The sequence below is a fragment of the Lactobacillus sp. X-49 genome (assembly GCF_057063645.1).
In genome coordinates, this window is sequence record NZ_JBXSQM010000005.1 from 52,534 (window position 1) to 72,188 (window position 19,655).

21 protein-coding genes and 1 other annotated feature are annotated in these 19,655 nt (G+C 36.6%); of the genes, 16 read left to right on the forward strand and 5 right to left on the reverse strand.

Annotated elements, in window-relative coordinates; genetic code table 11:
• Nucleotides 1-23 precede the first annotated feature (23 nt).
• A complete protein-coding gene (gene yidC, locus ACYIAQ_RS03780; RefSeq protein ID WP_483562557.1) occupies nucleotides 24-998 on the reverse strand; it encodes a membrane protein insertase YidC in 975 nt (324 codons plus the stop codon).
• 33 nt (nucleotides 999-1,031) lie between these two features.
• Nucleotides 1,032-1,307, reverse strand: coding sequence for an acylphosphatase (locus ACYIAQ_RS03785; RefSeq protein ID WP_122023219.1), 276 nt, complete (start codon nucleotides 1,305-1,307; stop codon nucleotides 1,032-1,034).
• Nucleotides 1,308-1,447: 140 nt separating this feature from the next.
• On the opposite strand from ACYIAQ_RS03785, the gene ACYIAQ_RS03790 reads away from it, so the two are divergent.
• From ACYIAQ_RS03790 to greA, 5 genes are all read left to right on the forward strand, one after another.
• Complete coding sequence (locus ACYIAQ_RS03790; RefSeq protein WP_483562556.1) at nucleotides 1,448-2,215, forward strand: TrmH family RNA methyltransferase; 768 nt, start codon at nucleotides 1,448-1,450, stop codon at nucleotides 2,213-2,215.
• A 78-nt stretch (nucleotides 2,216-2,293) separates the two neighbouring features.
• On the forward strand, nucleotides 2,294-2,644 hold the full coding sequence (locus tag ACYIAQ_RS03795) for a winged helix-turn-helix transcriptional regulator (RefSeq protein WP_122018507.1): 351 nt from the start codon (nucleotides 2,294-2,296) through the stop codon (nucleotides 2,642-2,644).
• A gap of 49 nt (nucleotides 2,645-2,693) precedes the next feature.
• Nucleotides 2,694-2,898 (forward strand) — a binding site (T-box leader).
• 37 nt (nucleotides 2,899-2,935) lie between these two features.
• Entirely contained in the window at nucleotides 2,936-3,985 is a 1,050-nt protein-coding gene (gene pheS / locus ACYIAQ_RS03800; RefSeq protein WP_483562555.1) for a phenylalanine--tRNA ligase subunit alpha, read from the forward strand.
• Nucleotides 3,986-6,403: a phenylalanine--tRNA ligase subunit beta gene (pheT, locus tag ACYIAQ_RS03805; protein ID WP_483562554.1), complete on the forward strand. Its 2,418-nt coding sequence runs from the start codon at nucleotides 3,986-3,988 to the stop codon at nucleotides 6,401-6,403.
• 80 nt (nucleotides 6,404-6,483) lie between these two features.
• Entirely contained in the window at nucleotides 6,484-6,960 is a 477-nt protein-coding gene (gene greA, locus ACYIAQ_RS03810) for a transcription elongation factor GreA (RefSeq protein ID WP_122018504.1), read from the forward strand.
• A 124-nt stretch (nucleotides 6,961-7,084) separates the two neighbouring features.
• Here the strand turns inward: greA and ACYIAQ_RS03815 are convergent, their stop codons facing one another.
• Nucleotides 7,085-7,999: an N-acetylglucosamine kinase gene (locus tag ACYIAQ_RS03815; RefSeq protein ID WP_483562553.1), complete on the reverse strand. Its 915-nt coding sequence runs from the start codon at nucleotides 7,997-7,999 to the stop codon at nucleotides 7,085-7,087.
• A 286-nt stretch (nucleotides 8,000-8,285) separates the two neighbouring features.
• Between ACYIAQ_RS03815 and ACYIAQ_RS03820 the strand changes: the two genes are divergently transcribed.
• From ACYIAQ_RS03820 to glnA, 9 genes are all read left to right on the forward strand, one after another.
• Entirely contained in the window at nucleotides 8,286-10,313 is a 2,028-nt protein-coding gene (locus tag ACYIAQ_RS03820; RefSeq protein WP_483562595.1) for a peptidoglycan D,D-transpeptidase FtsI family protein, read from the forward strand.
• 82 nt (nucleotides 10,314-10,395) lie between these two features.
• A complete protein-coding gene (gene rpmG / locus ACYIAQ_RS03825; RefSeq protein WP_081945351.1) occupies nucleotides 10,396-10,545 on the forward strand; it encodes a 50S ribosomal protein L33 in 150 nt (49 codons plus the stop codon).
• Between the two features lie 54 nt (nucleotides 10,546-10,599).
• The gene (locus ACYIAQ_RS03830) at nucleotides 10,600-11,172 is read left to right on the forward strand and encodes a 5-formyltetrahydrofolate cyclo-ligase (protein WP_483562552.1); all 573 of its coding nucleotides are present in this window, start codon (nucleotides 10,600-10,602) and stop codon (nucleotides 11,170-11,172) included.
• A 10-nt stretch (nucleotides 11,173-11,182) separates the two neighbouring features.
• Nucleotides 11,183-11,863 (forward strand): rhomboid family intramembrane serine protease, encoded by a 681-nt coding sequence (locus ACYIAQ_RS03835; RefSeq protein WP_122018500.1) that lies wholly within the window; start codon nucleotides 11,183-11,185, stop codon nucleotides 11,861-11,863.
• The gene (locus ACYIAQ_RS03840; protein WP_122018499.1) at nucleotides 11,863-12,081 is read left to right on the forward strand and encodes a YqgQ family protein; all 219 of its coding nucleotides are present in this window, start codon (nucleotides 11,863-11,865) and stop codon (nucleotides 12,079-12,081) included. The genes ACYIAQ_RS03835 and ACYIAQ_RS03840 overlap by 1 nt, the downstream gene beginning before the upstream one ends.
• Before the next feature lie 54 nt (nucleotides 12,082-12,135).
• The gene (locus tag ACYIAQ_RS03845) at nucleotides 12,136-12,540 is read left to right on the forward strand and encodes a rhodanese-like domain-containing protein (RefSeq protein ID WP_483562551.1); all 405 of its coding nucleotides are present in this window, start codon (nucleotides 12,136-12,138) and stop codon (nucleotides 12,538-12,540) included.
• Between the two features lie 72 nt (nucleotides 12,541-12,612).
• Nucleotides 12,613-13,533, forward strand: coding sequence for a tRNA (adenosine(37)-N6)-dimethylallyltransferase MiaA (gene miaA / locus ACYIAQ_RS03850; RefSeq protein WP_483562550.1), 921 nt, complete (start codon nucleotides 12,613-12,615; stop codon nucleotides 13,531-13,533).
• Entirely contained in the window at nucleotides 13,526-14,767 is a 1,242-nt protein-coding gene (locus ACYIAQ_RS03855; protein WP_483562549.1) for a methionine gamma-lyase family protein, read from the forward strand. The genes miaA and ACYIAQ_RS03855 overlap by 8 nt, the downstream gene beginning before the upstream one ends.
• A gap of 177 nt (nucleotides 14,768-14,944) precedes the next feature.
• A complete protein-coding gene (gene glnA, locus ACYIAQ_RS03860) occupies nucleotides 14,945-16,282 on the forward strand; it encodes a type I glutamate--ammonia ligase (protein WP_122018495.1) in 1,338 nt (445 codons plus the stop codon).
• A 108-nt stretch (nucleotides 16,283-16,390) separates the two neighbouring features.
• Here glnA and pyrE read toward each other — a convergent pair whose 3' ends face one another.
• Together pyrE and pyrF are read right to left on the reverse strand one after the other, a co-directional pair.
• Nucleotides 16,391-17,026 carry an orotate phosphoribosyltransferase gene (gene pyrE, locus ACYIAQ_RS03865; protein ID WP_483562548.1) on the reverse strand — a complete coding sequence of 212 codons (636 nt, stop codon included), beginning with the start codon at nucleotides 17,024-17,026 and terminating at the stop codon, nucleotides 16,391-16,393.
• Nucleotides 17,027-17,734, reverse strand: a complete 708-nt coding sequence (gene pyrF, locus ACYIAQ_RS03870; RefSeq protein WP_483562547.1) for an orotidine-5'-phosphate decarboxylase — start codon at nucleotides 17,732-17,734, stop codon at nucleotides 17,027-17,029. It lies immediately after the preceding gene.
• Nucleotides 17,735-17,976: 242 nt separating this feature from the next.
• Between pyrF and ACYIAQ_RS03875 the strand changes: the two genes are divergently transcribed.
• Nucleotides 17,977-18,900, forward strand: a complete 924-nt coding sequence (locus ACYIAQ_RS03875) for a dihydroorotate dehydrogenase (RefSeq protein WP_483562546.1) — start codon at nucleotides 17,977-17,979, stop codon at nucleotides 18,898-18,900.
• A gap of 173 nt (nucleotides 18,901-19,073) precedes the next feature.
• Entirely contained in the window at nucleotides 19,074-19,613 is a 540-nt protein-coding gene (gene pyrR / locus ACYIAQ_RS03880) for a bifunctional pyr operon transcriptional regulator/uracil phosphoribosyltransferase PyrR (protein WP_122018491.1), read from the forward strand.
• Nucleotides 19,614-19,655 lie beyond the last annotated feature (42 nt).

Sequence of the window (19,655 nt, forward strand, 5' to 3'; positions counted from 1 at the left end):
ATTTTATTTATATATAGCTATTTTTAATTTTTATGATTTTTTTGCTGCTTTCCCTTATTACGTTTACGAAGATCTTGATGTAATTGATTGACTTGCTTATTTTCTTGAGATGCTTGAGGTGCAACATTCAACAGTTCATCAATCTTTGCCTTATTAACTACTTCTTTAATTGGCTCATGCTGTAATTCTTTATCAACGTTTCGTTTAACCTTGGGCATAATAATAAAGGTTACGATCAACTGTTGAATAACTGAAAAGAAGTTACCAGCTGCCCAATAAAGAGCAACGGAGCCTGAAACAGATAATGAAATAAACAATGTCATTAAGGGGTTCATCAACATCATAGACTGCATTTGCTTTTTCTGCTCTTTAGGTATACCAACTAATGAAAGATATCCCTGAATAAAAGCAAAGATTGTGGCAATAATGGTGACCACAATTGAACGACTGCTCAATGAAATACCAAAGAATGATGAGTTGGCCAAACTATGAGAATACATTACTGCCTGATAAATTCCAATCATGATTGGAAACTGAATAATCAATGGCAAGCATCCAATTCCACCAGTCAATGATAGATTGTTTTGCGAATAAAGTTGCCGCTGCCAGCCTGCCAAAGTCATTTGTTGTTCTTGATTTAAATCTTTTCGTTTCATTGTGTCTTGGATTAACTTCATTTGGGGTTGTAAACGGGCCATTTTTTCTTGTTGTGTAGTTGATTTATTTTGTTGACTTAACATTAAAGGCAAAAGGATCATTCTAACTACGAAAGTCATCAAGATGATTGCCCAACCAGCACCATTTGCGCCACCAATAATATTAGAGAAGTACAACATAATATTCTGCAAAGGTAATCCGATATATTGATAAATCCACCCATAAAAACCGCCGGTTGGTGGGGCACTGTTAGCACCACTGTGTTGTGAACATGCTGTAACAATTAACATGACTGCCAAGCAAAGGACAGTCAATCCGATATATTTACGATATTTTTTCATTAAATCCACCATATTAATAAACTTAGTCAATAACTAATATAATACATGAAAACTACTCATTTTGGCTACATTTGTTAATTTTTCTTTATGTATTTTTGTAATTCGTGCAAATTGTGAAATTTTTTTGGGCAGCTCAGTGCAAAACTGGTTGACGCGGTCTAAACTAGTCTGTAAAGTGATAGTAACAGTTTGATCGCTATTATTGCATACGGTACCACAAATGTTCATTTGTTTTGCTAAGTTTAAGACACTCCAGCGAAAGCCCACGCCTTGAACAATTCCTGAAACAGTTAGTTGCCAAGTTTCAATTGGTGATTCAGTATTAGTTTGCCGTTTTTTATTAAAAAGACCCATAATTATTCCTTTCTATAGACTAGACTATTTTAATTTTACCATTTTACCTAAGAACTATACGCTATAATTGAAGTTTGAAAGAAGATGTTTGATTAATGGAACAAATTAGTTCGGTTAACAATAAGTTAATCAAAAACTTAGCCAAGTTGAAGCAAAAAAAATACCGTGAAGAAACTGGCTTATATATAATCGAAGGGTTTCATTTGGTTCAAGAAGCTCTGAAGGCAGGACATAAGTATGTGTATCTTTTGGGTACAGCTGAATCTTTAACTCAGGCTAAAGACAATTATCATATAGATTTGACCACTAGTAAAATCGTTACAATTAATAATGCAATTTCACGGCATTTATCGAGTACCAAGAATTCACAAAATATTTTTATGGTTTTGAAAGTTTCCGAACCTAAAAATTTTTCGTTTAACTATGGCAAATGGGTCCTGCTTGATCAACTTTCGGATCCGGGCAATGTTGGCACAATCATTAGAACGGCTGATGCTGCCAACTTCAATGGTGTAATTTTAGCACCACAAAGTGTCGATTTATACAATCCCAAAACTCAACGAGCAATGCAAGGTAGTCAGTTTCACATTGATCTAATCACACAAGATTTACCAGACGTGATTGGAACATTTCATAGCAACGCAATTCCAGTTTATTCAAGCATGCTGGATCACTCAGCAAAGCAATTACAAAATTTTGCACCGCTTCCACAGTTGGGGCTAGTGATTGGTAATGAGGCTCATGGAGTCAGCGAAGAAATTGCACATCTTTGTGATGAACGGCTATATATTCCAATTAAGGGACAGGCTGAATCATTAAATGCTGCTGTAGCCGCTGGTATCATAATTTATCATTTTGCTTGATTAAAGAGCTTGTTTTTAGTAAGTGAATTTTTTATAATTAGAACCGTAATTATCACTTGACGATGGAGGGAAAGTTTTATGTCACAAGTCACGAAAACAGAGGATCAAGCTGACTGTGGCGCTACTGATTTTGAATCATGCGAACATTTTATTAATGCTTTTCAAATTATTGGCAAAAAATGGAACGGCTTAATCATTAGCTCTCTGTGTGGTAGTAAATATCTTCGATTTAAGGATTTGGCACGTTGTGTGGTTGCTTGTTCTGATCGGGTGTTAGTTGAAAGATTGAAAGAGCTCGAACAGGAAAATATTATTAAACGCTCTGTCGATGCTAATACTAAAATTATTTCTTACCGGTTAACCCGAAAAGGTGAGGAACTTAAGCCAGTTTTTAATCAAATTCATGATTGGGCAGATAAGTGGGTGTGAGAATAAAGTATTTACTTGCAAGTTTTGTAAAAAAGAATTATTCTATTAAGTAATTACAGAAAGTAAGATTAGTAGCAGAAATCATTTATGCAGAGAGACTTTTTTAGTGAGCTGAAAGAAAAGTTTGAACGGATCTGTGAATTTCACCTTACTAGTAGGATCTAATCAATTCCGGTATTCGCCGTTATCGAAAACTTAAGTGTAAGCTATTAGTGGCTTAAACTAGGGTGGTACCGCGAAGTTTCGTCCCTTTAGAGGGGGCGGAACTTTTTTGTTTGAAAGGAAAAAACAATGGATTTATTTGATAGGCTCAACAAGCTACGCGAAAAAGGCTTAGCCGAAATTGCCAAAGTTAAAAATGAACAAACGTTGAATGAAGTTCGTGTTAAACTTGTCGGTCGTAAAAGTGAATTGACCGAAATCTTACATTCGATGAAAGATGTTGATCCGGACAAGCGCCGTGATATTGGAAAACAGGTTAATAAAGTTCGTGATTTATTTAATCATAATCTAGATAATGTAAAAACAGAAATTGCAAAAGAACTTGCAGAAAAACAGCTAGAAAAAGAACGGATTGATGTTACATTGCCAGGTCGGGCAACACATGTCGGTTCAAAACATCCAATCAATATTATTTTAGATGATTTAGAAAAATATTTTATTGGAATGGGTTATCAAGTTGTTCAAGGACCTGAAATCGAAACTGACCATTATTGTTTCGAAATGATGAATCTTCCCAAAGATCACCCAGCTCGTGACATGCAAGAAACTTTTTACATTGATACAGAAGACTTGTTACGATCACAAACCTCTGGCGATCAAGCACGTGTCTTAGAAAAATTTGACTTTTCTAAAGGCCCTCTTAAGATGGTTGGTCCGGGTAAGGTTTATCGTCGTGATGATGATGATGCGACTCATTCTCATCAATTTATGCAAATGGAGGGTTTGGTTGTTGATAAAAACATTACCATGGGTGATCTTAAAGGGATACTTGAAATGATGACTAAACACGTTTTTGGTCAGGATCGTAAGACACGATTACGGCCAAGTTACTTTCCATTTACTGAACCATCGGTTGAAATGGATGTTTCCTGTTTTAATTGTGACGGTAAGGGCTGTGCAATTTGTAAATATACAGGATGGATTGAAGTTCTAGGTGCTGGTATGGTTCATCCAAATGTTTTAGAAAATGCGGGTATTGATTCAAAAATTTATGGTGGGTTCGCTTTTGGTGTCGGACTGGATCGCTTTGCAATTTTAAAATATGGGATTGATGACATTCGTGACTTTTATACTAATGATGTTCGTTTCTTAGAACAATTCAGTAAGGAGGAAAGATAAATGCTAGTTTCGTATAAATGGCTACAAGATTTTCTTAAACTTAACAAAGATCCATATCAATTAGGTGAAAAAATCACTCGAACTGGAGTCGAAGTTGCCGATGTTAAGCATCCCAAAGAAGGACTTAAGAAGTTAGTCGTTGGGCACATTCTTGATTGTACACCGATTGAAGGGACGCATTTAAATGTAACACATGTTGATGTGGGAGATGAAGAGCTGCATCAAATTGTCTGTGGTGCGCCTAATGTTGCAGCAGGAGAAGATGTAATTGTAGCCCTTCCTGGTGCTAGAATTGCCGATAATATTAAAATTAAGAAAGGTAAGCTGCGTGGCTATGAATCGAATGGGATGATTTGTGGATTACAGGAGATTGGCTTTGCTGATAGCGTTGTCCCTGAAAAATATGTTGACGGTATTTTTCTGTTTCCTACTGATGCTGATCTTCAGCCTGGTCAAGAAGTGTTTGAGTTATTAGGTATGGATGATTATATTTTTGACTTTGATATTACTCCTAATCGCGCTGATACTTTGTCCATGGAAGGGGCCGCGTATGAAGTTGGTGCTATTATTGATGAACCCGTTAAAGTCGAAGACGTTGCCTTGAAAGCAGATGGTCCTGATTGGACTGATCAGCTTAAAGTTCAGGTCGATAGTAAATTAGCACCTAAGTTTTATCTCCGCAAAATCACAAATGTCAAAATTTGTGATAGCCCTTTGTGGATGCAAGCGCGTCTTTGGAATGCTGGAATCAGACCAATTAACAATGTTGTTGATGTTACAAATTATGTCATGCTTTTAACTGGGCAACCACTGCATACTTATGATGCAAGAGCATTTGAAAGTGGTCAATTGGTTGTTAGAAAAGCCACTGCGGATGAAAAACTAACTTTATTAAATGACCATGAAGTTGACCTTGATCCTAATGATATTGTAATTACAAATGGTGATCAGCCTGTAATGATGGCTGGAGTGATGGGCGGACTTAATTCAGAAATCAAAGAGGATACTACTGATGTCATTTTGGAAGCAGCTATTTTTGACCCAACTTTAGTCAGAAAAGCTGCTTTACGTCATGCTAATCGCACAGAGGCTTCAAGTCGCTATGAAAAAGGAGTCAATTATGATGCTACAATGCGTGCTTTGAATATGGCTGCGTTATTGTTGCGTAATGATGCGGATGGAACGATTGCAGAGGGTATAATTACCGGAAGTGATAAGAAGCAAGAATCTGTCACTGTTAGAACTACTGTTTCTTATATCAATAAAGTATTGGGAACCGAAATTTCGTCATCTGAAATGCTAAACATTTTTAAACGCTTGAATTTTAATGTTGAAGTGGCTGGTAAAGATTTAGTAGTTGATATTCCTGCGAGACGATGGGATATTTCAATTCCAGCTGATTTAGTTGAAGAAGTTGGTCGCTTATACGGATATGACAATATTAAATCTACCCAACCAGTTTTACCGGAAACCCGTGGTGGTTATTCTCAAACTGAGGATGTAATTCGGCGAATTAAGAGTGTGGTCCAGGGACAGGGCTTAATTGAAGCAATTTCGTATTCTTTGACCTCAAGTGAAAAAGCTGTCACTTATACTAAAACACCACAGCCACTAGTAAAAGTTCAAATGCCTCTTAATTCTAGTCGTTCTACTTTAAGGCAAAATCTTTTAACAGGATTAATTGATGCTGCTGCTTATAATATGGCACGAAAACAAAATCAATTAACTCTCTACGAACAAGGGCGAGTTTATGATTTTGCTGGTGATACGTATAATGAACATGAACATCTTGCTGCACTTTATTCGGGTAATGTTTATTGGGACAATTGGCAACATGAAAATGAGCAGATTGACTTTTATTTTGTCAAAGGTCAATTAGCCAATTTGCTACTTGCTATTGGAATTGATTTAAATCAAGTTGAATACAAAGCTGAAACTATTTCTGGCATGCACCCGACTAGAACTGCAGGAATTTATATAAAAGGGCATTATGTCGGTTTAATTGGAATGATTAGTCATGAAATCACAAATGTTAATAAAGCGATGAATGGTAATGAGATTTATGGCTATGAACTTAATCTAGATGAAATAATACCATTAATTATTAATCCGAAAACAATTTCAAAAGCTGCTCCTAAATTCCCTGCCGTTGATCGTGATTTATCTGTTTTAATCGATCAAGAAGTGACTAACCAAGAAATTGAGGACCTTATAAAAGCTAATAGTGGCGAGTATTTAATTAAATTGCGGGTAATTGATACTTATCAAGGTTCACATATTGCACAAGGCAAAAAGAGTATTGCTTATCGATTAACTTTTCTTAACAGGAAAGACACGTTAACCGATGAGGTTGTTACTAAAGCAATGACAGCTATAACTGATTGCTTACAAGATAAACTTAAGGCTGAAATACGTTAGGTGCTTGACTTTAAGCTGGAAAATAAATATTATAGACCAGTGCAAATAGAAAATTTTAACTTTAAGGAGTAGAAAATTTTATGCCTGAGAAATCATATCCAATGACTGCTGAAGGTAAAGAAAAGCTTGAAGCAGAATTAAAAAATTTGAAATTAGTAAAGCGACCAGAAGTAATCGAACGTATTAAGGTTGCTCGTTCTTATGGTGATTTATCTGAAAATTCTGAATATGACGCCGCTAAGGATGAGCAAAGTCATCTTGAAGACAGAATCAGTGTTGTTGAAGAAATGTTAAAATATGCTGATGTTGTTGAAGCGGATAAAACTGATCCCGATGAAGTAGCGGTAGGTAAGACTGTAACTTATACTGAAGTTGGTGAAGATGAGCCGGAAACTTATACAATTGTTGGAAGTGATGAGTCTGATCCATTAAGTGGCAAGATTTCAAATGACTCACCAATTGCTCAAGCCATTTTAGGTAAGAAGAAGGGGGAGACGGTTACAATTTCAACACCTGGTGGTAAGTTTGATATAGTTATCAATAAAGTTGAAGAATAGCGCAGATTAGTTTGATTTGCATAACCATAAAAAGACTAGAATAGTTATCAAGACTTTTGCAGAAGGTACTGATAAAAACTAATTCTAGTCTTTTGTTTGTTATTATTTGAATTGGAATTGTTATTTAATGGCTAGTGAAGTAGCGATAATCTTTGCTCTTATCAAAGACCACTCCGCGTGCATTTTCACCGTTAGAAATAGTAAACTGAACGTCTGGATACTTAGCCCAGACCTTTTCTTCTAAGAAGGTGCGCAACATCTGATTATTGGCTAAGACCGACCCAGTTAGTGCTACTTTCATTGGCTTGGGTTCTTCATAACGATCAATTCCAATTATGATATCACGCGCCAATAACTCTGCCTGCTTTTTAATAATGGAGGTGGCGTTCTTATCACCATTATCTGCAAGTTTAGCTACACTAACTGCCATCGAAGCAATCTGCGGATTGCTCATTTTATAAAACTTAGCGGTTGCATCGACTAAATTATCTACTTTGAAAAGCTGGTTGAATAATGGAATTAATTGGTTTTTCTGACGTTTATCCCAGCTAAGTAGGGCACTTTTAAAGGCTGAAATAGTAATTGCGTAACCTGACCCTTCATCACCAAGGATTGAGCCGTATCCACCGGTAGTAATGATGCTACCTTTTTGTAAGCCATTAAAAACTGAACCAGTCCCAGCAATAACTAACCCACCATCTTCTCCTTCTAAGCCATTATAGAGGGCCAAGAGTGAGTCGGTTATAGCTCTGGTAGGCAAATTATTTGACTTAGCCGAAATTTCTCCCGCAATTTCAGAAGCATTTCCAATTACAGATAATCCGGCAATACCACATAAAATTCTTTGACAGTCACCATTAATTTGATTAATTAGTTGGTTAATTGCCGTGGTAATATTATTGATCGCGCTGTTATAATCGGTATTAACTTGACCTGGGCCGGCTTCAGATCTTGCCAATTCTTTGCCAGTTAGATCATAGGCAATTGCGGTAGTGTGAGTGCCACCGGCATCGACGCCGATTTGATACTTAAGTGTCATAATATATCTTCTTTCTTTTAAAGTTCCTAATGATATTCTAAAACAAAATAAAGTTTTATAGAAGATCTTTGTAAGCGGTTTTTTAAGCAGTGTTGAATTAGTAGGGATTAGGAAATTGCTTTTTGAAAAGTTGTTAAAATTTTGTCAAAACCTATTGAAGCAATAGAATTGCAGATTATTATTTGTTAAAATAGCACTAGTTTAGTGAGGTTTGATTTACGTGAAATTGACTAAAAAAAATCGAGAAACTAGGGATGCAGGTAAGCAATCCTCAACACCCATCAGAATGAAAATTATATTGGGAATTATTTTTGTTCTTTTTGCAACATTGATTGCCCAATTGGCATATTTACAAATTGGTTATGGTTCACGCTTTAAAGCTGAGGTTCAAAAGTCAAGTTCCGCAGTTGTTTCCAGCCAAGTTCCTAGGGGAGTCATGTATGACAACAAAGGTCGAATTTTAGTTGGCAATAGAGCAAAAAATGCTATTACTTATACTAGGAGTGCTGCAACAACACCAGATGATATTTATCGAATTTCGAATGCATTAAGTCAATACATTCGAATTAACGATGAACAGCCGACTAAGCAACAGGTGGTCGATTATTATTTGGGTAATAAAACTAATAGTGTTAAAGAAGAGTCCAAAGTACCTAAATCAATTAGAGATACCCAAGATGATAAATTAATTAATCAACGAATTAATGAGCAAGTCTTATCTGAAAAGATTAACTTAACTTCTCGTCAAAAAACGGCTGCATTAATTTATAATAAGATATCTGGTGCGTATAGTTTATCAACGATATATCTTAAAAATAATGGTTTAACTGTTAAGGAAATAGCTCAAGTTGGTGAACATTTATCTGAACTTCCGGGAGTCGGTATAGGAACGGATTGGCAACGCTATTACCCGAATGGGTCATCTATTCAAAGTATTATTGGTTCCGTTTCAACTGAGAAAGCTGGGTTACCAGGAGATAATTTACAATATTATCTCACGAATGGATACTCTCGCAATGACCGGGTAGGTACCTCATATTTAGAAGAAGAATATGAGCCGCTGTTAAAGGGGAGCAAGTCAACTAGCATGGTTTCTACTAAATCTGCGGGCGATATTGAACAAACAAAGTCAATTTATGCTGGTCAAGCAGGTTCTAGTTTGATATTAACACTTGATGCCCAATATCAAAAGCAAGTACAAAAATCGTTAGAGCAAATATATTCTTCGGCACTTGCAGCCGGTGCTGCCAGATATTCTAATGGTGCTTATGCAGTTGCAATGGATCCACAGACAGGAGCATTACTAGCAGTTGCTGGTATTAGTCGTGATCCTAGCAAAAATAAGATGACCAACAATGCATTAGGTGTGATCAACCAGTCATTTGTAATGGGGTCTGCTGTAAAAGGGGCAATGGTTAGTGGTGGCTTAATTAATAAAGTGATCACGCCATACAGTAACACCTTGCCTGATACACCGGTTTATTTACCCGGAACGCCGATTAAAAAATCGGTATATCCTGTTGGCACCTTTGGCGCATTAGACGCTGAAACGGCATTAGAAGTCTCTAGTAATATCTATATGATGCATCTAGCGATGAATTGGGTTCATGCAAAATATGTTCCGAAGGAATATATAAGTATGCCACAAACTTCGTTTGATACGCTGCGTCATAATTTCAATATGTTTGGTCTTGGTCAAAAGACAGGAGTTGATTTACCTGGTGAAATTGCCGGTATTCAAGGTCGCTCATTTAATGAGCAAGGTCAAATTCTTTCAGGTTCAGTTCTTGATTTAGCATATGGTAACTATGATGCCTATACGCCAATTCAAATGGTGCAGTACGTTGCCACCATTGCTAATGGTGGATATAGGATGCAACCATATATTGTGCAATCAATTGGACGAACGGCTAACAATGGCAAACAGGTTTATATAGACTATAATAAAAAACCAAATGTACAGTTGAGAATTCCATGGACATCAGATGAACTAAATATTGTTCGCCAGGGTTTTTGGCGGGTAGTTCATGGGACTAATTCATGGGGTACTGCTCATCGACTTAAAGATGTAAAGCCTGCAATCTCTGGCAAGTCTGGAACTGCTCAAACATTCTATTATGATCCTGATCACCCAAATCAAAAGAATCCGCCAGAACTTGTTAATGCAACATTCGTTGGCTATGCACCATCAGATAATGCCAAAATTGCGACAGCTGTAATTTTCCCAGGTCTTGATCCCGAATTGGAGGGTTCGTATACTTTGCAAATGACCAAGGCAATGGTTCAAGATTACTTTAAATTACATAAAAAATAGAAATTTGTTAATAAGTCTGGTAAAATCTATAAGAAGATGATAGACTAATACAGTCAAAATAAAATAGTAGGTGGTGAAAGAAATGGCAGATAACATCATTTTGGAATGCACCGAATGTGGCGATAGAAGTTACTTATCTAAGAAAAACAAGCGTAAGCATCCGGAACGTTTAAGTTTGAAGAAGTATTGTCCAGTTGAAAGACATACTACTCTTCATCGTGAAACTAAGTAATAAACTGATATAGCAGGACCTATGCTCCTGCTATTTTTGTATGATGGAAGAATCATGAATAAGAACGAATTACGACAAAAACAAGTAACACGACTAGATCATTTTGCAGAGACTGAAGAAAAGGCAGCAGAAGATCATGTTTTACTTCAAAAAATTATGGATTCAGAATTGTTAGCAACAAGTCAGAGTATAGGGATTACTTCTTCTTTACCTTACGAAGTCGATACGTCTCGACTAATTGCTCAGTTGTGGGATCAGGGCAAGGATGTGTATCTAGCAAAAGCAAATAATAATCCTGAGCATTCACAAGATTTTATTTCTTATACTTACATGACAAAAATAACTAAGTCCAAGTATGGTGTTGAAGAAGTATTAGATCCCAATGCTACAATTAATAATGAACTTGATTTAATCATAGTTCCTGGTTTAGCCTTTACACTTGATACGCACCAACGCTTAGGCTTTGGTGGTGGATATTATGACCGTTTTCTCGCTAAGCATCCCCAAGCTAAAACAGTTGCCTTAGTTAATTCAAAAATGATCTTTGAAACGGCAACGTGGCAGATTGAGCCAACAGATATTCCGATTCAAACAATAATTACGTCGCAATCAAATTTGCAAGATTAATGAGGTTAAAATGAATCAAGTACGTACTCTTAAAAGCTGTTATATGACAGTGGCAATTTTAGTGATCCTCTTTGTAACTTTCTTAGTTGAAACTGCACTGGGTGGTTCGCAAAGCACATATGTTTTACTAAAAATGGGTGCGCTGAATAATTATGCAGCTGTGGCCGGAGCACAGTGGTGGCGGTTATTTACTGCCCAGTTTTTGCATATCGGTATTATGCATTTGGTATCTAATGCGGTAATGATCTATTATTTAGGACTATATCTGGAAGAAATTATTGGTCATTGGCGGTTTTTAATTCTTTATTTGTTATCTGGAGTTGGCGGTAACTTGTTAAGTCTAGCCTTAGGTAGTGACAGATCAATTAGTGCGGGTGCTTCAACAGCATTATTTGGCTTATTTGGTGCAATGACTGCTGTTTCACTTCAAAATAGGGATAATCCTATTCTTGTTTATCTGGGTCGTCAATCGTTTTGGCTTGCTTTGATTAATATTGGAATTGACTTATTTGCACCAAATATTGATATCCAAGGACATATAGGTGGGTTAATTGCTGGCTTTCTAATTGCAATTATTATTGGAAGTCGAGCAAGACACCAATATTCGTTTAAGTGGCGGGTTATTGCAGGTTGCTGTTTGGTAGTTTATGTTGTAGCAACAATCAGAATTGGTATGGTAATAAATCTATAATGAAGACTTTATATGATGTCCAACAACTATTAGAAAAATATGGTATCATGGTCCATCTTGGAAAACGCATTTGGGATATAGAATTAATGGCACTTGAGCTTGATAATATTAATCGTTCTCACTTAATTAGTAAACATGACTATTTAATTGCAAAGTTGATTTTGCGGCGAGAGCATGAATATGAAGAAAAATTAGCTAAAGATAAGCATGGTTCGTAAAACAATTTAGTAGTATATTATTTTTAGAAGTTTATTTAGAAAGAGAAAGAATTTATGTCATCTTTTTTAATTATTGTAGACACTGTCTTAGTCGTCATAATTCTTGCATTTGTTTTAGTTTGGTTGTGGAATAAAATTCAAACCAAACGTTTAGGTAATGGCGATCTGAGCAATGAAGAATTTAAACAGGGAATGCGTAAGGCCCAAATAGTTGATTTACGTGAAAAAGAGCCTTTTAAAAGAAAGCATATAGATGGTGCACGCAATTTGCCATATACAATGATGAAATATCAGTACACTGAATTAAGAACCGATCTACCGGTTTATTTGTATTCCGATTCTTTATCAGTAACTTTGCGAGCAGCAAGATTTTTGCAAAAAAAGCACTTTTCATCAATTAAGTGGCTCAAAAGTGGTTTTGACGAGTGGGATGGTCGAACCAAGACATCTAAATATTAATCAGAAAAACATGTTTGCAGACTTTTCAAACGTGTTTTTTTCTATATAATAAAAAATAGCAAGGAAAAAAAGATGCAAAAAGTAGTAGCAGTCGTTGGTCCAACCGCAATTGGCAAAACAAGTTTAGCGATTGCGTTGGCGCAAAAATTGAATGCAGAAATCATCTCCGGAGATTCGATGCAAATTTATCGTGAAGTTGAGGTAGGAACAGCTAAGGCCACGGACAGTGAACGTCAAACGGCAAAACATTATTTAGTAGATACACAGTCTGTATTTGCGCCATATTCAGTTGCAGACTTTGTGCGTCAAGCGAAAAATGCAGTAGAGTTAATTGCAGAAAGGGGCAAATTACCTTTACTTGTAGGTGGTACAGGCTTTTATGTTAATGCACTATTAAACCAGCTGCAATTAGGTGAACAAGATGATCAAGGGCAAGCGATAACAACTAAATGGCAGAATTTTTTTGAACAAAAAGGGCCAGAAAAACTATGGCATCAGTTGAAGCAGCAAGATCCAGTAGCTGCCAGCAAAATTCCCGTTAATAATTCGAGGCGAGTTTTGCGTGCATTGAGCGTTATTGAACGAACTGGAAAAAAATTTTCCGAGCAGCAGGAGAAAATTTTCCCTCGCTATGATTATTTAATTATTGGATTAAATGCTGAACGTGAAGAAATATATCGCCGAATTGATCTAAGAGTTGATCAAATGATGAAGCAAGGATTGTTGCAGGAAGCAAAGTTTATTTATCAGAACCGTGATCGGGAATATCAGGTTTTGCAAGCAATTGGTTATAAGGAGTTTTTCCCATATTTTGACCATAAAAAGACCTTGCAAGAGTGTGTGACAAATTTAAAAACCGCCTCGCGACATTACGCTAAACGTCAATTGACGTATTTTCGTCATCAATTACCGGTTACGTGGTTTGACCCTTTGAGTGATTCGCATTGTATAATAGAGATAGAACAGAAAGTCGAGGAATGGTTAGATGAATAATTGGTCACCAGAGTTACAAACAATTGTAGATGAAATTGATGTACAAATTGCGCCACAATTAGCGAAAATTGACAATAATATTCTTTATAATCAAAATAAAGTTTTACATGCTTTCAAAAAAAATTCTGTTGCCGAAGCTGATTTGATTGGCAGTACAGGTTATGGCTCCGATGATAGCGGCCGTGATAAGCTTGATCGAATGTATGCTGAGATTTTTCATACGGAAGATGCTTTGGTTCGATCCCAGTTTGTTTCTGGTACGCACACGTTAGCAACTGCAATGGCCGGAAATCTTCTTCCTGGAGACGAACTAATTTATTTAACAGGGATGCCATACGATACCATGCAACAAGTAATTGGTATTGCTGGTGATGGTCGTGGCAGCTTAAAATCTTATGGTATTAAATTTTCTCATGTTGATCTTAAAAATGGTGAGGTTGACTTTGACATAGCTAGAAAATTATTAACAAATCATCAACCTAAAATGGTCGTAATTCAACGTTCTCGTGGTTATGATACTCGCCAAAGTTTCACAGTTGATAAAATTAAATCGATGATCGAATTAATTCGGGAGACTAGTTCTGACAGTATTATTTTTGTTGATAATTGTTATGGTGAATTTTCTGAGAAACATGAACCAACTGAGTATGGAGCTGATATTATGGCGGGATCACTTATTAAAAATGCAGGTGGTGGCTTCGCTAAAGTTGGTGGATATGTGGTTGGAAAGCATGAGCTAATTGAAAATACTGCAGTTAGGCTAACAGCTGGAGGAATTGGCCGTGAAGAAGGTGCAAGTTTAAATAATAATCTAGATTATTTTGAAGGTTTATTCGTTGCGCCTAGTGTAACAGGAAATGCGATTAAAGGTGCAGTATATTCCTCCGCGTTGTTAGAGCGGATGGGTGCAGAAGTAACACCAAAATGGAATGATGAACGGACAGATTTAATTCAAGCTGTAATTTTCCATAATCAAGAAAAAATGGTTAGGTTTGCGAAAGCTCTTCAAGCAAACTCGCCGATTAACTCTTTTGTTGATCCTGTGCCAAGTAATGATGCTGGGTATGAAGATCAAGTAATTATGGCCGATGGTTCTTTTATAGAGGGTGCAAGTATTGAATTTTCAGGTGATGGTCCAATTCGTCCACCATATGCAATTTACATGCAGGGCGGTCTTACCTATGCACACGTCAAGCTGGCGATTACCAATGCAGTAAATGATTTATATTTTTAAACAGTAAAATTAAACTTTATTAAAACTAAAGCTTTAGTAAAGTATTATAAAAACTGAATAGACCAATTGACAATTATTTAGCGATTTGCTAATCTTTATTCAGATCTAGCTGGATTAAAAATGATCAGTTAGACTATACCAATAGATGGTGAAATGTATTTTTATAGGTGGAGCAGTATGACAGAAAAATTTTCAGCAGATGATATTAGAAAAAGTGTCGTTGATAACGATATACGCTTTTTACGGTTAGCTTTTACAGACATTAATGGTACACTTAAGGCAGTTGAGGTTCCAAATAGTCAACTCGAAAAGGTATTAAGTAATGATATTCGTTTCGATGGCTCTTCAATTGATGGTTTTGTTCGATTAGAAGAAAGTGATATGGTTCTTTATCCCGACTTTTCAACTTGGTCAGTTTTACCTTGGACAGATAGTCAAGGGGGGAAAATTGGTTCCTTGATTTGTTCGGTTCATATGACTGATGGGCAGGCATTCGATGGTGATCCGCGCAATAATTTGAAACGGGTTATTAAACAAATGAAAGAAATGGGATTCTCTGCCTTTGATATAGGATTTGAAGCAGAATTTCACTTACTTAAACTTGATGAAGATGGCAACTGGACAACTGAGGTTCCAGATCATGCCTCTTACTTTGATTTAACTTCAAACGATGAAAGTGCAAGCTGCCGACGGGATATTGTTGAAACACTCGAAAGTATCGGCTTTGAAGTTGAGGCTGCTCACCATGAAGTTGGTGATGGTCAGCAAGAAATTGATTTTAAGTTTGATGATGCCTTAACAACGGCTGATCGGGTGCAGATGTTTAAGATGATTGTCAGAGAAATTGCAAAGAAACATGGCTTGTATGCAACTTTCATGGCTAAGCCATTGCAGGGACAGGCTGGTAATGGAATGCATACCAATATGTCCTTATTCAGAGGTTCCAAAAATGCTTTTTATGATCAATCAAATCAATACCACTTGTCAGATACAGCGTTGTATTTCTTAAATGGTATTTTAGAGCATGCTCGAGCAATCACTGCCGTGGGTAATCCAACCGTCAATTCATACAAGCGATTAATTCCTGGCTTTGAGGCACCTGTATATATTTCATGGGCATCTAAGAACCGCTCTCCAATGGTTCGGGTGCCCTCTGCTGAAGAAGTAAACACACGTTTAGAAATGCGTTCAGCTGATCCAACAGCTAATCCATATTTATTATTAGCAGCTTGCTTAACTGCCGGTCTTGCCGGTATCAAAGAAGAAAAGATGCCAATGGATCCAATTGATTGCAACTTATTTGAAATGAGTGAAGAAGAGCGTAATAAGCTTGGAATTAAACCACTTCCTTCAACATTGCATAATGCATTGAAAGCTTTTAAGAAAGATCAGTTGATTCAGGATTCTTTAGGTGAACATTTAACTCAAAGTTTCATTAGTTCAAAGGAATTAGAATGGTCACAATATACACAGACTGTTTCCGCTTGGGAAAGAAATAGATATATGGGTTATTAAGTAAAATTTAAATTGAAAAAGGCTCTTTAGCAATACCTAATGATAGGTTTGATAAAGAGTCTTTTGTTATTCTTCTAACAAAAAAGCAGGATAAACCTGCCTAGTAAGCTATTGAAATTTTTCTCCCCATTTCCAAGGATCTTCATGCCATGTCTTAAGAGCTTCATATTGCTCAGGAGTAATATAGTTTAATTCTTTTTCTTTTTGCAATAAGTTGGGGTAAGTTAACAATGGAGTGAAGTCAACTTTGGCCTTAGCAAAATTCTCCTTGGTGTCTTTAAGATAATAGGTAAAGATTGATGCGACACCGACCACTTTTCCACCCTCACTTTGCGTAGCTTGAACTGCATTTAGAACAGACCCCCCAGTTGTTATTAAGTCATCAATTAAAACAATTTCATCATCTGAACTAAATAAACCTTCAATTTGTCTGCCTTTACCGTGATCTTTTGGCTCAGGCCGAACATAGATCATTGGCAATTTCAGTTTAGCTGCTACCCAAGAAGCATGAGGGATACCAGCTGTTGCAACTCCGCCAATAATAGAAACATTAGGATATTTTTCTTTAATTAATTTGGCAAGACTATCAGCAATTGCGTCACGTAACTCTGGGTAAGACACCGTGAGACGCAAATCTGTATAAATCGGAGATAACATTCCACTAGCATAAGTATAGGGCTTATTGGGTGAAATAGTAATGATTTTTTGTTCAACTAATTGAGTAATCATTTTTTCTTGATTCATTTAACTAAACTCCTTCTTAATAGTTTGATATATTTTTTTAGGATTTGCCGCTTGTGTAATTGGCCTCCCAACAACAATTGCGCTTGAACCAAACTTTAGTGCTTTTTTAGGAGTCGCAATTCGTTTTTGATCGCCAGCCTGGTTATTTGCCAAGCGGATTCCGGGAGTAACATATAAAAAGCTGTCGCCAATAACTTTCCTTAATTTTTCTACTTCCAAGGGTGAACAGATGACTCCATCAGCACCAGCATTTTTGGCAGTTTGTGCCAAACTAAGTACTTGATCAGCCATTGCTAAATTGCAATTTTGTTCATTTGCTAAAATTTCATTTGATATTGAAGTTAGTTCAGTTACTGCTAATAGCTTGGGTATTTCCAAATGATCTGGGGTGCCAGCAATTAAGCCTTTTTTGGCAGCTGAAATCATTTCACTTCCGCCTAAAGCATGAACCGTTATGCAGAAAACACCCAGCTGTGCAAGTTGTTTGGCTGCAGCGTAGACTGTATTGGGAATGTCATGTAATTTAAGATCCAAAAAAATGTGGTAGCCTTGTTTAACTAATTGTTTAACTAAGCTGTCACCTGCATGATAAAAGAGTTCCATCCCAATCTTTAAATAAGTTTCATTTGGGGCACCTAGTTGCGTCAAAATTTTACTTAACTCATCTTCTGTATCAAAGTCTAAGGCAACAAAAACTGCTTTTTCCATTAAAACCCTCCAAAAAAAGCCTATTTGGGTACTGAGCGCATCAAAATAGACTTTTTCATTTATTTTATTTTAGTCAATATTGAACTTGCGGTCTCACTGTACCGTTTAAAGTAATTTAATTGAGCTTACCACCTTCTTCAACAAATTACAACCAATTTTTAACCTTTTCAAAATTTAAAAAAAGTGTAGAATTGACTTCAAAATAATTGTAATGTCTGTGAGCATACATTTTGGAGGAAAAAATGACAAAAATAAGTGTTAACTTACCAGGATTAACTCTAAAAAATCCTATCATGCCAGCTAGCGGAACCTTTGGATTTGGTGATACATCAATAGCAAAAAAGTTTGACTTAAATCAACTTGGTGGCGTGGTAATCAAAACAACAACACCGCATGCCCGAAAGGGCAACCCTCAACCACAAATTTCTGTGTTAGAGAATGGGGTTTTAAATTCGGTTGGCTTGACTAATCCTGGTGTTGACGAGGTTGTAAAAGAAAAATTACCTAACCTCAAACGACAATATCCTGGACTACCCGTAATTGCAAGCGTTGGTGGTGAGAGTGAGGAAGGTTATTTAGAAGTAGCCCAAAAATTAAGTGCTTCTGGTTTCGTTGATGCATTAGAAATCAATTTTTCTTGCCCCAATGTCAAGCATGGCGGGATGACTTTTGGAGTTAATTCAGCAGTTGTTGAAAAGATGACGCGTTCTATTAAATCAATTGTTGATATTCCAATTTATATTAAATTAACGCCGAATATAACCAGTATTCAGGAAATCGCGTGTGCTGCGGAAAGTGGCGGAGCTGATGGTCTTACATTAATTAATACAATTATGGGAATGAGGATTGATTTGCAAACACGGCGACCAGTCTTAGGCAATAACGTGGGCGGCTATTCTGGAGCAAGTATTAAGCCAATTGCATTATACTTAGTTAATCAAGTACGTCAGGTAACTGATTTACCGATTATTGGAATTGGCGGAATTGAAACTGCACAAGATGTTGTTGAATTTATGTTAGCAGGGGCTAATGCAGTAGAAATTGGAAGTGCTCATTTTCATAATCCATTTGTGTGTTTAGAAGTGATTCAACAATTACCAACAGTACTAACTGACTTAGGTATTACCAATATCAATGACTTAGTTGGTCAAGTTAAATTTAATTAAGTTAATAGTTGACAATTTTATTGGCAACCCCTATATTTAAAAGAGAAAATCGTCCTTAAAATTAGTCCCGTGAGGCTAACAAGGCAAGCTTATTAAGTGATAACTTTTAGAGCAAGCACCTAGTCTCCTGTAGATTTAGGTGCTTTTTCATAGATAAATAAAAAGGAGAAAAAATGGCAAAAATTATTTGGGATGCACTTATGATGAAGCGTGCTTTAACGCGACTTACTTATGAGATTATTGAACGTAACAAGGGAACCGAGAATTTGGTCTTGGTTGGAATTAAAACTAGAGGCATATATTTAGCAAAGCGAATACATGATCGGATTGAAAAGCTTGAGGGCGTTGATGTTCCTTTGGGTCAATTGGATATTACCCTTTACCGTGATGATCGTCATGATGCATCACTGAAACAGGATCCAGTAGTTAATTCCACAACCGTTGATGTGGATGTAAACGATAAAAATGTAATTTTAGTTGATGATGTTATTTTTACTGGTCGAACAATCCGGGCAGCAATGGATGCATTAATGGACTTAGGAAGGCCTAGTTCGATTGCAGTGGCTGTTTTAGTTGATAGGGGGCATCGTGAACTTCCAATTCGGGCCGATTTTGTCGGTAAGAATATTCCTACGTCGTCTCATGAGCAAGTTGCCGTTAACGTTGAAGAAATAGATCATCAAGATAGTGTCGAGTTAAAACCAATGTCATAAATAAATATTTTAATTCAGCCATTTAATTGACTTCAGAGAGGG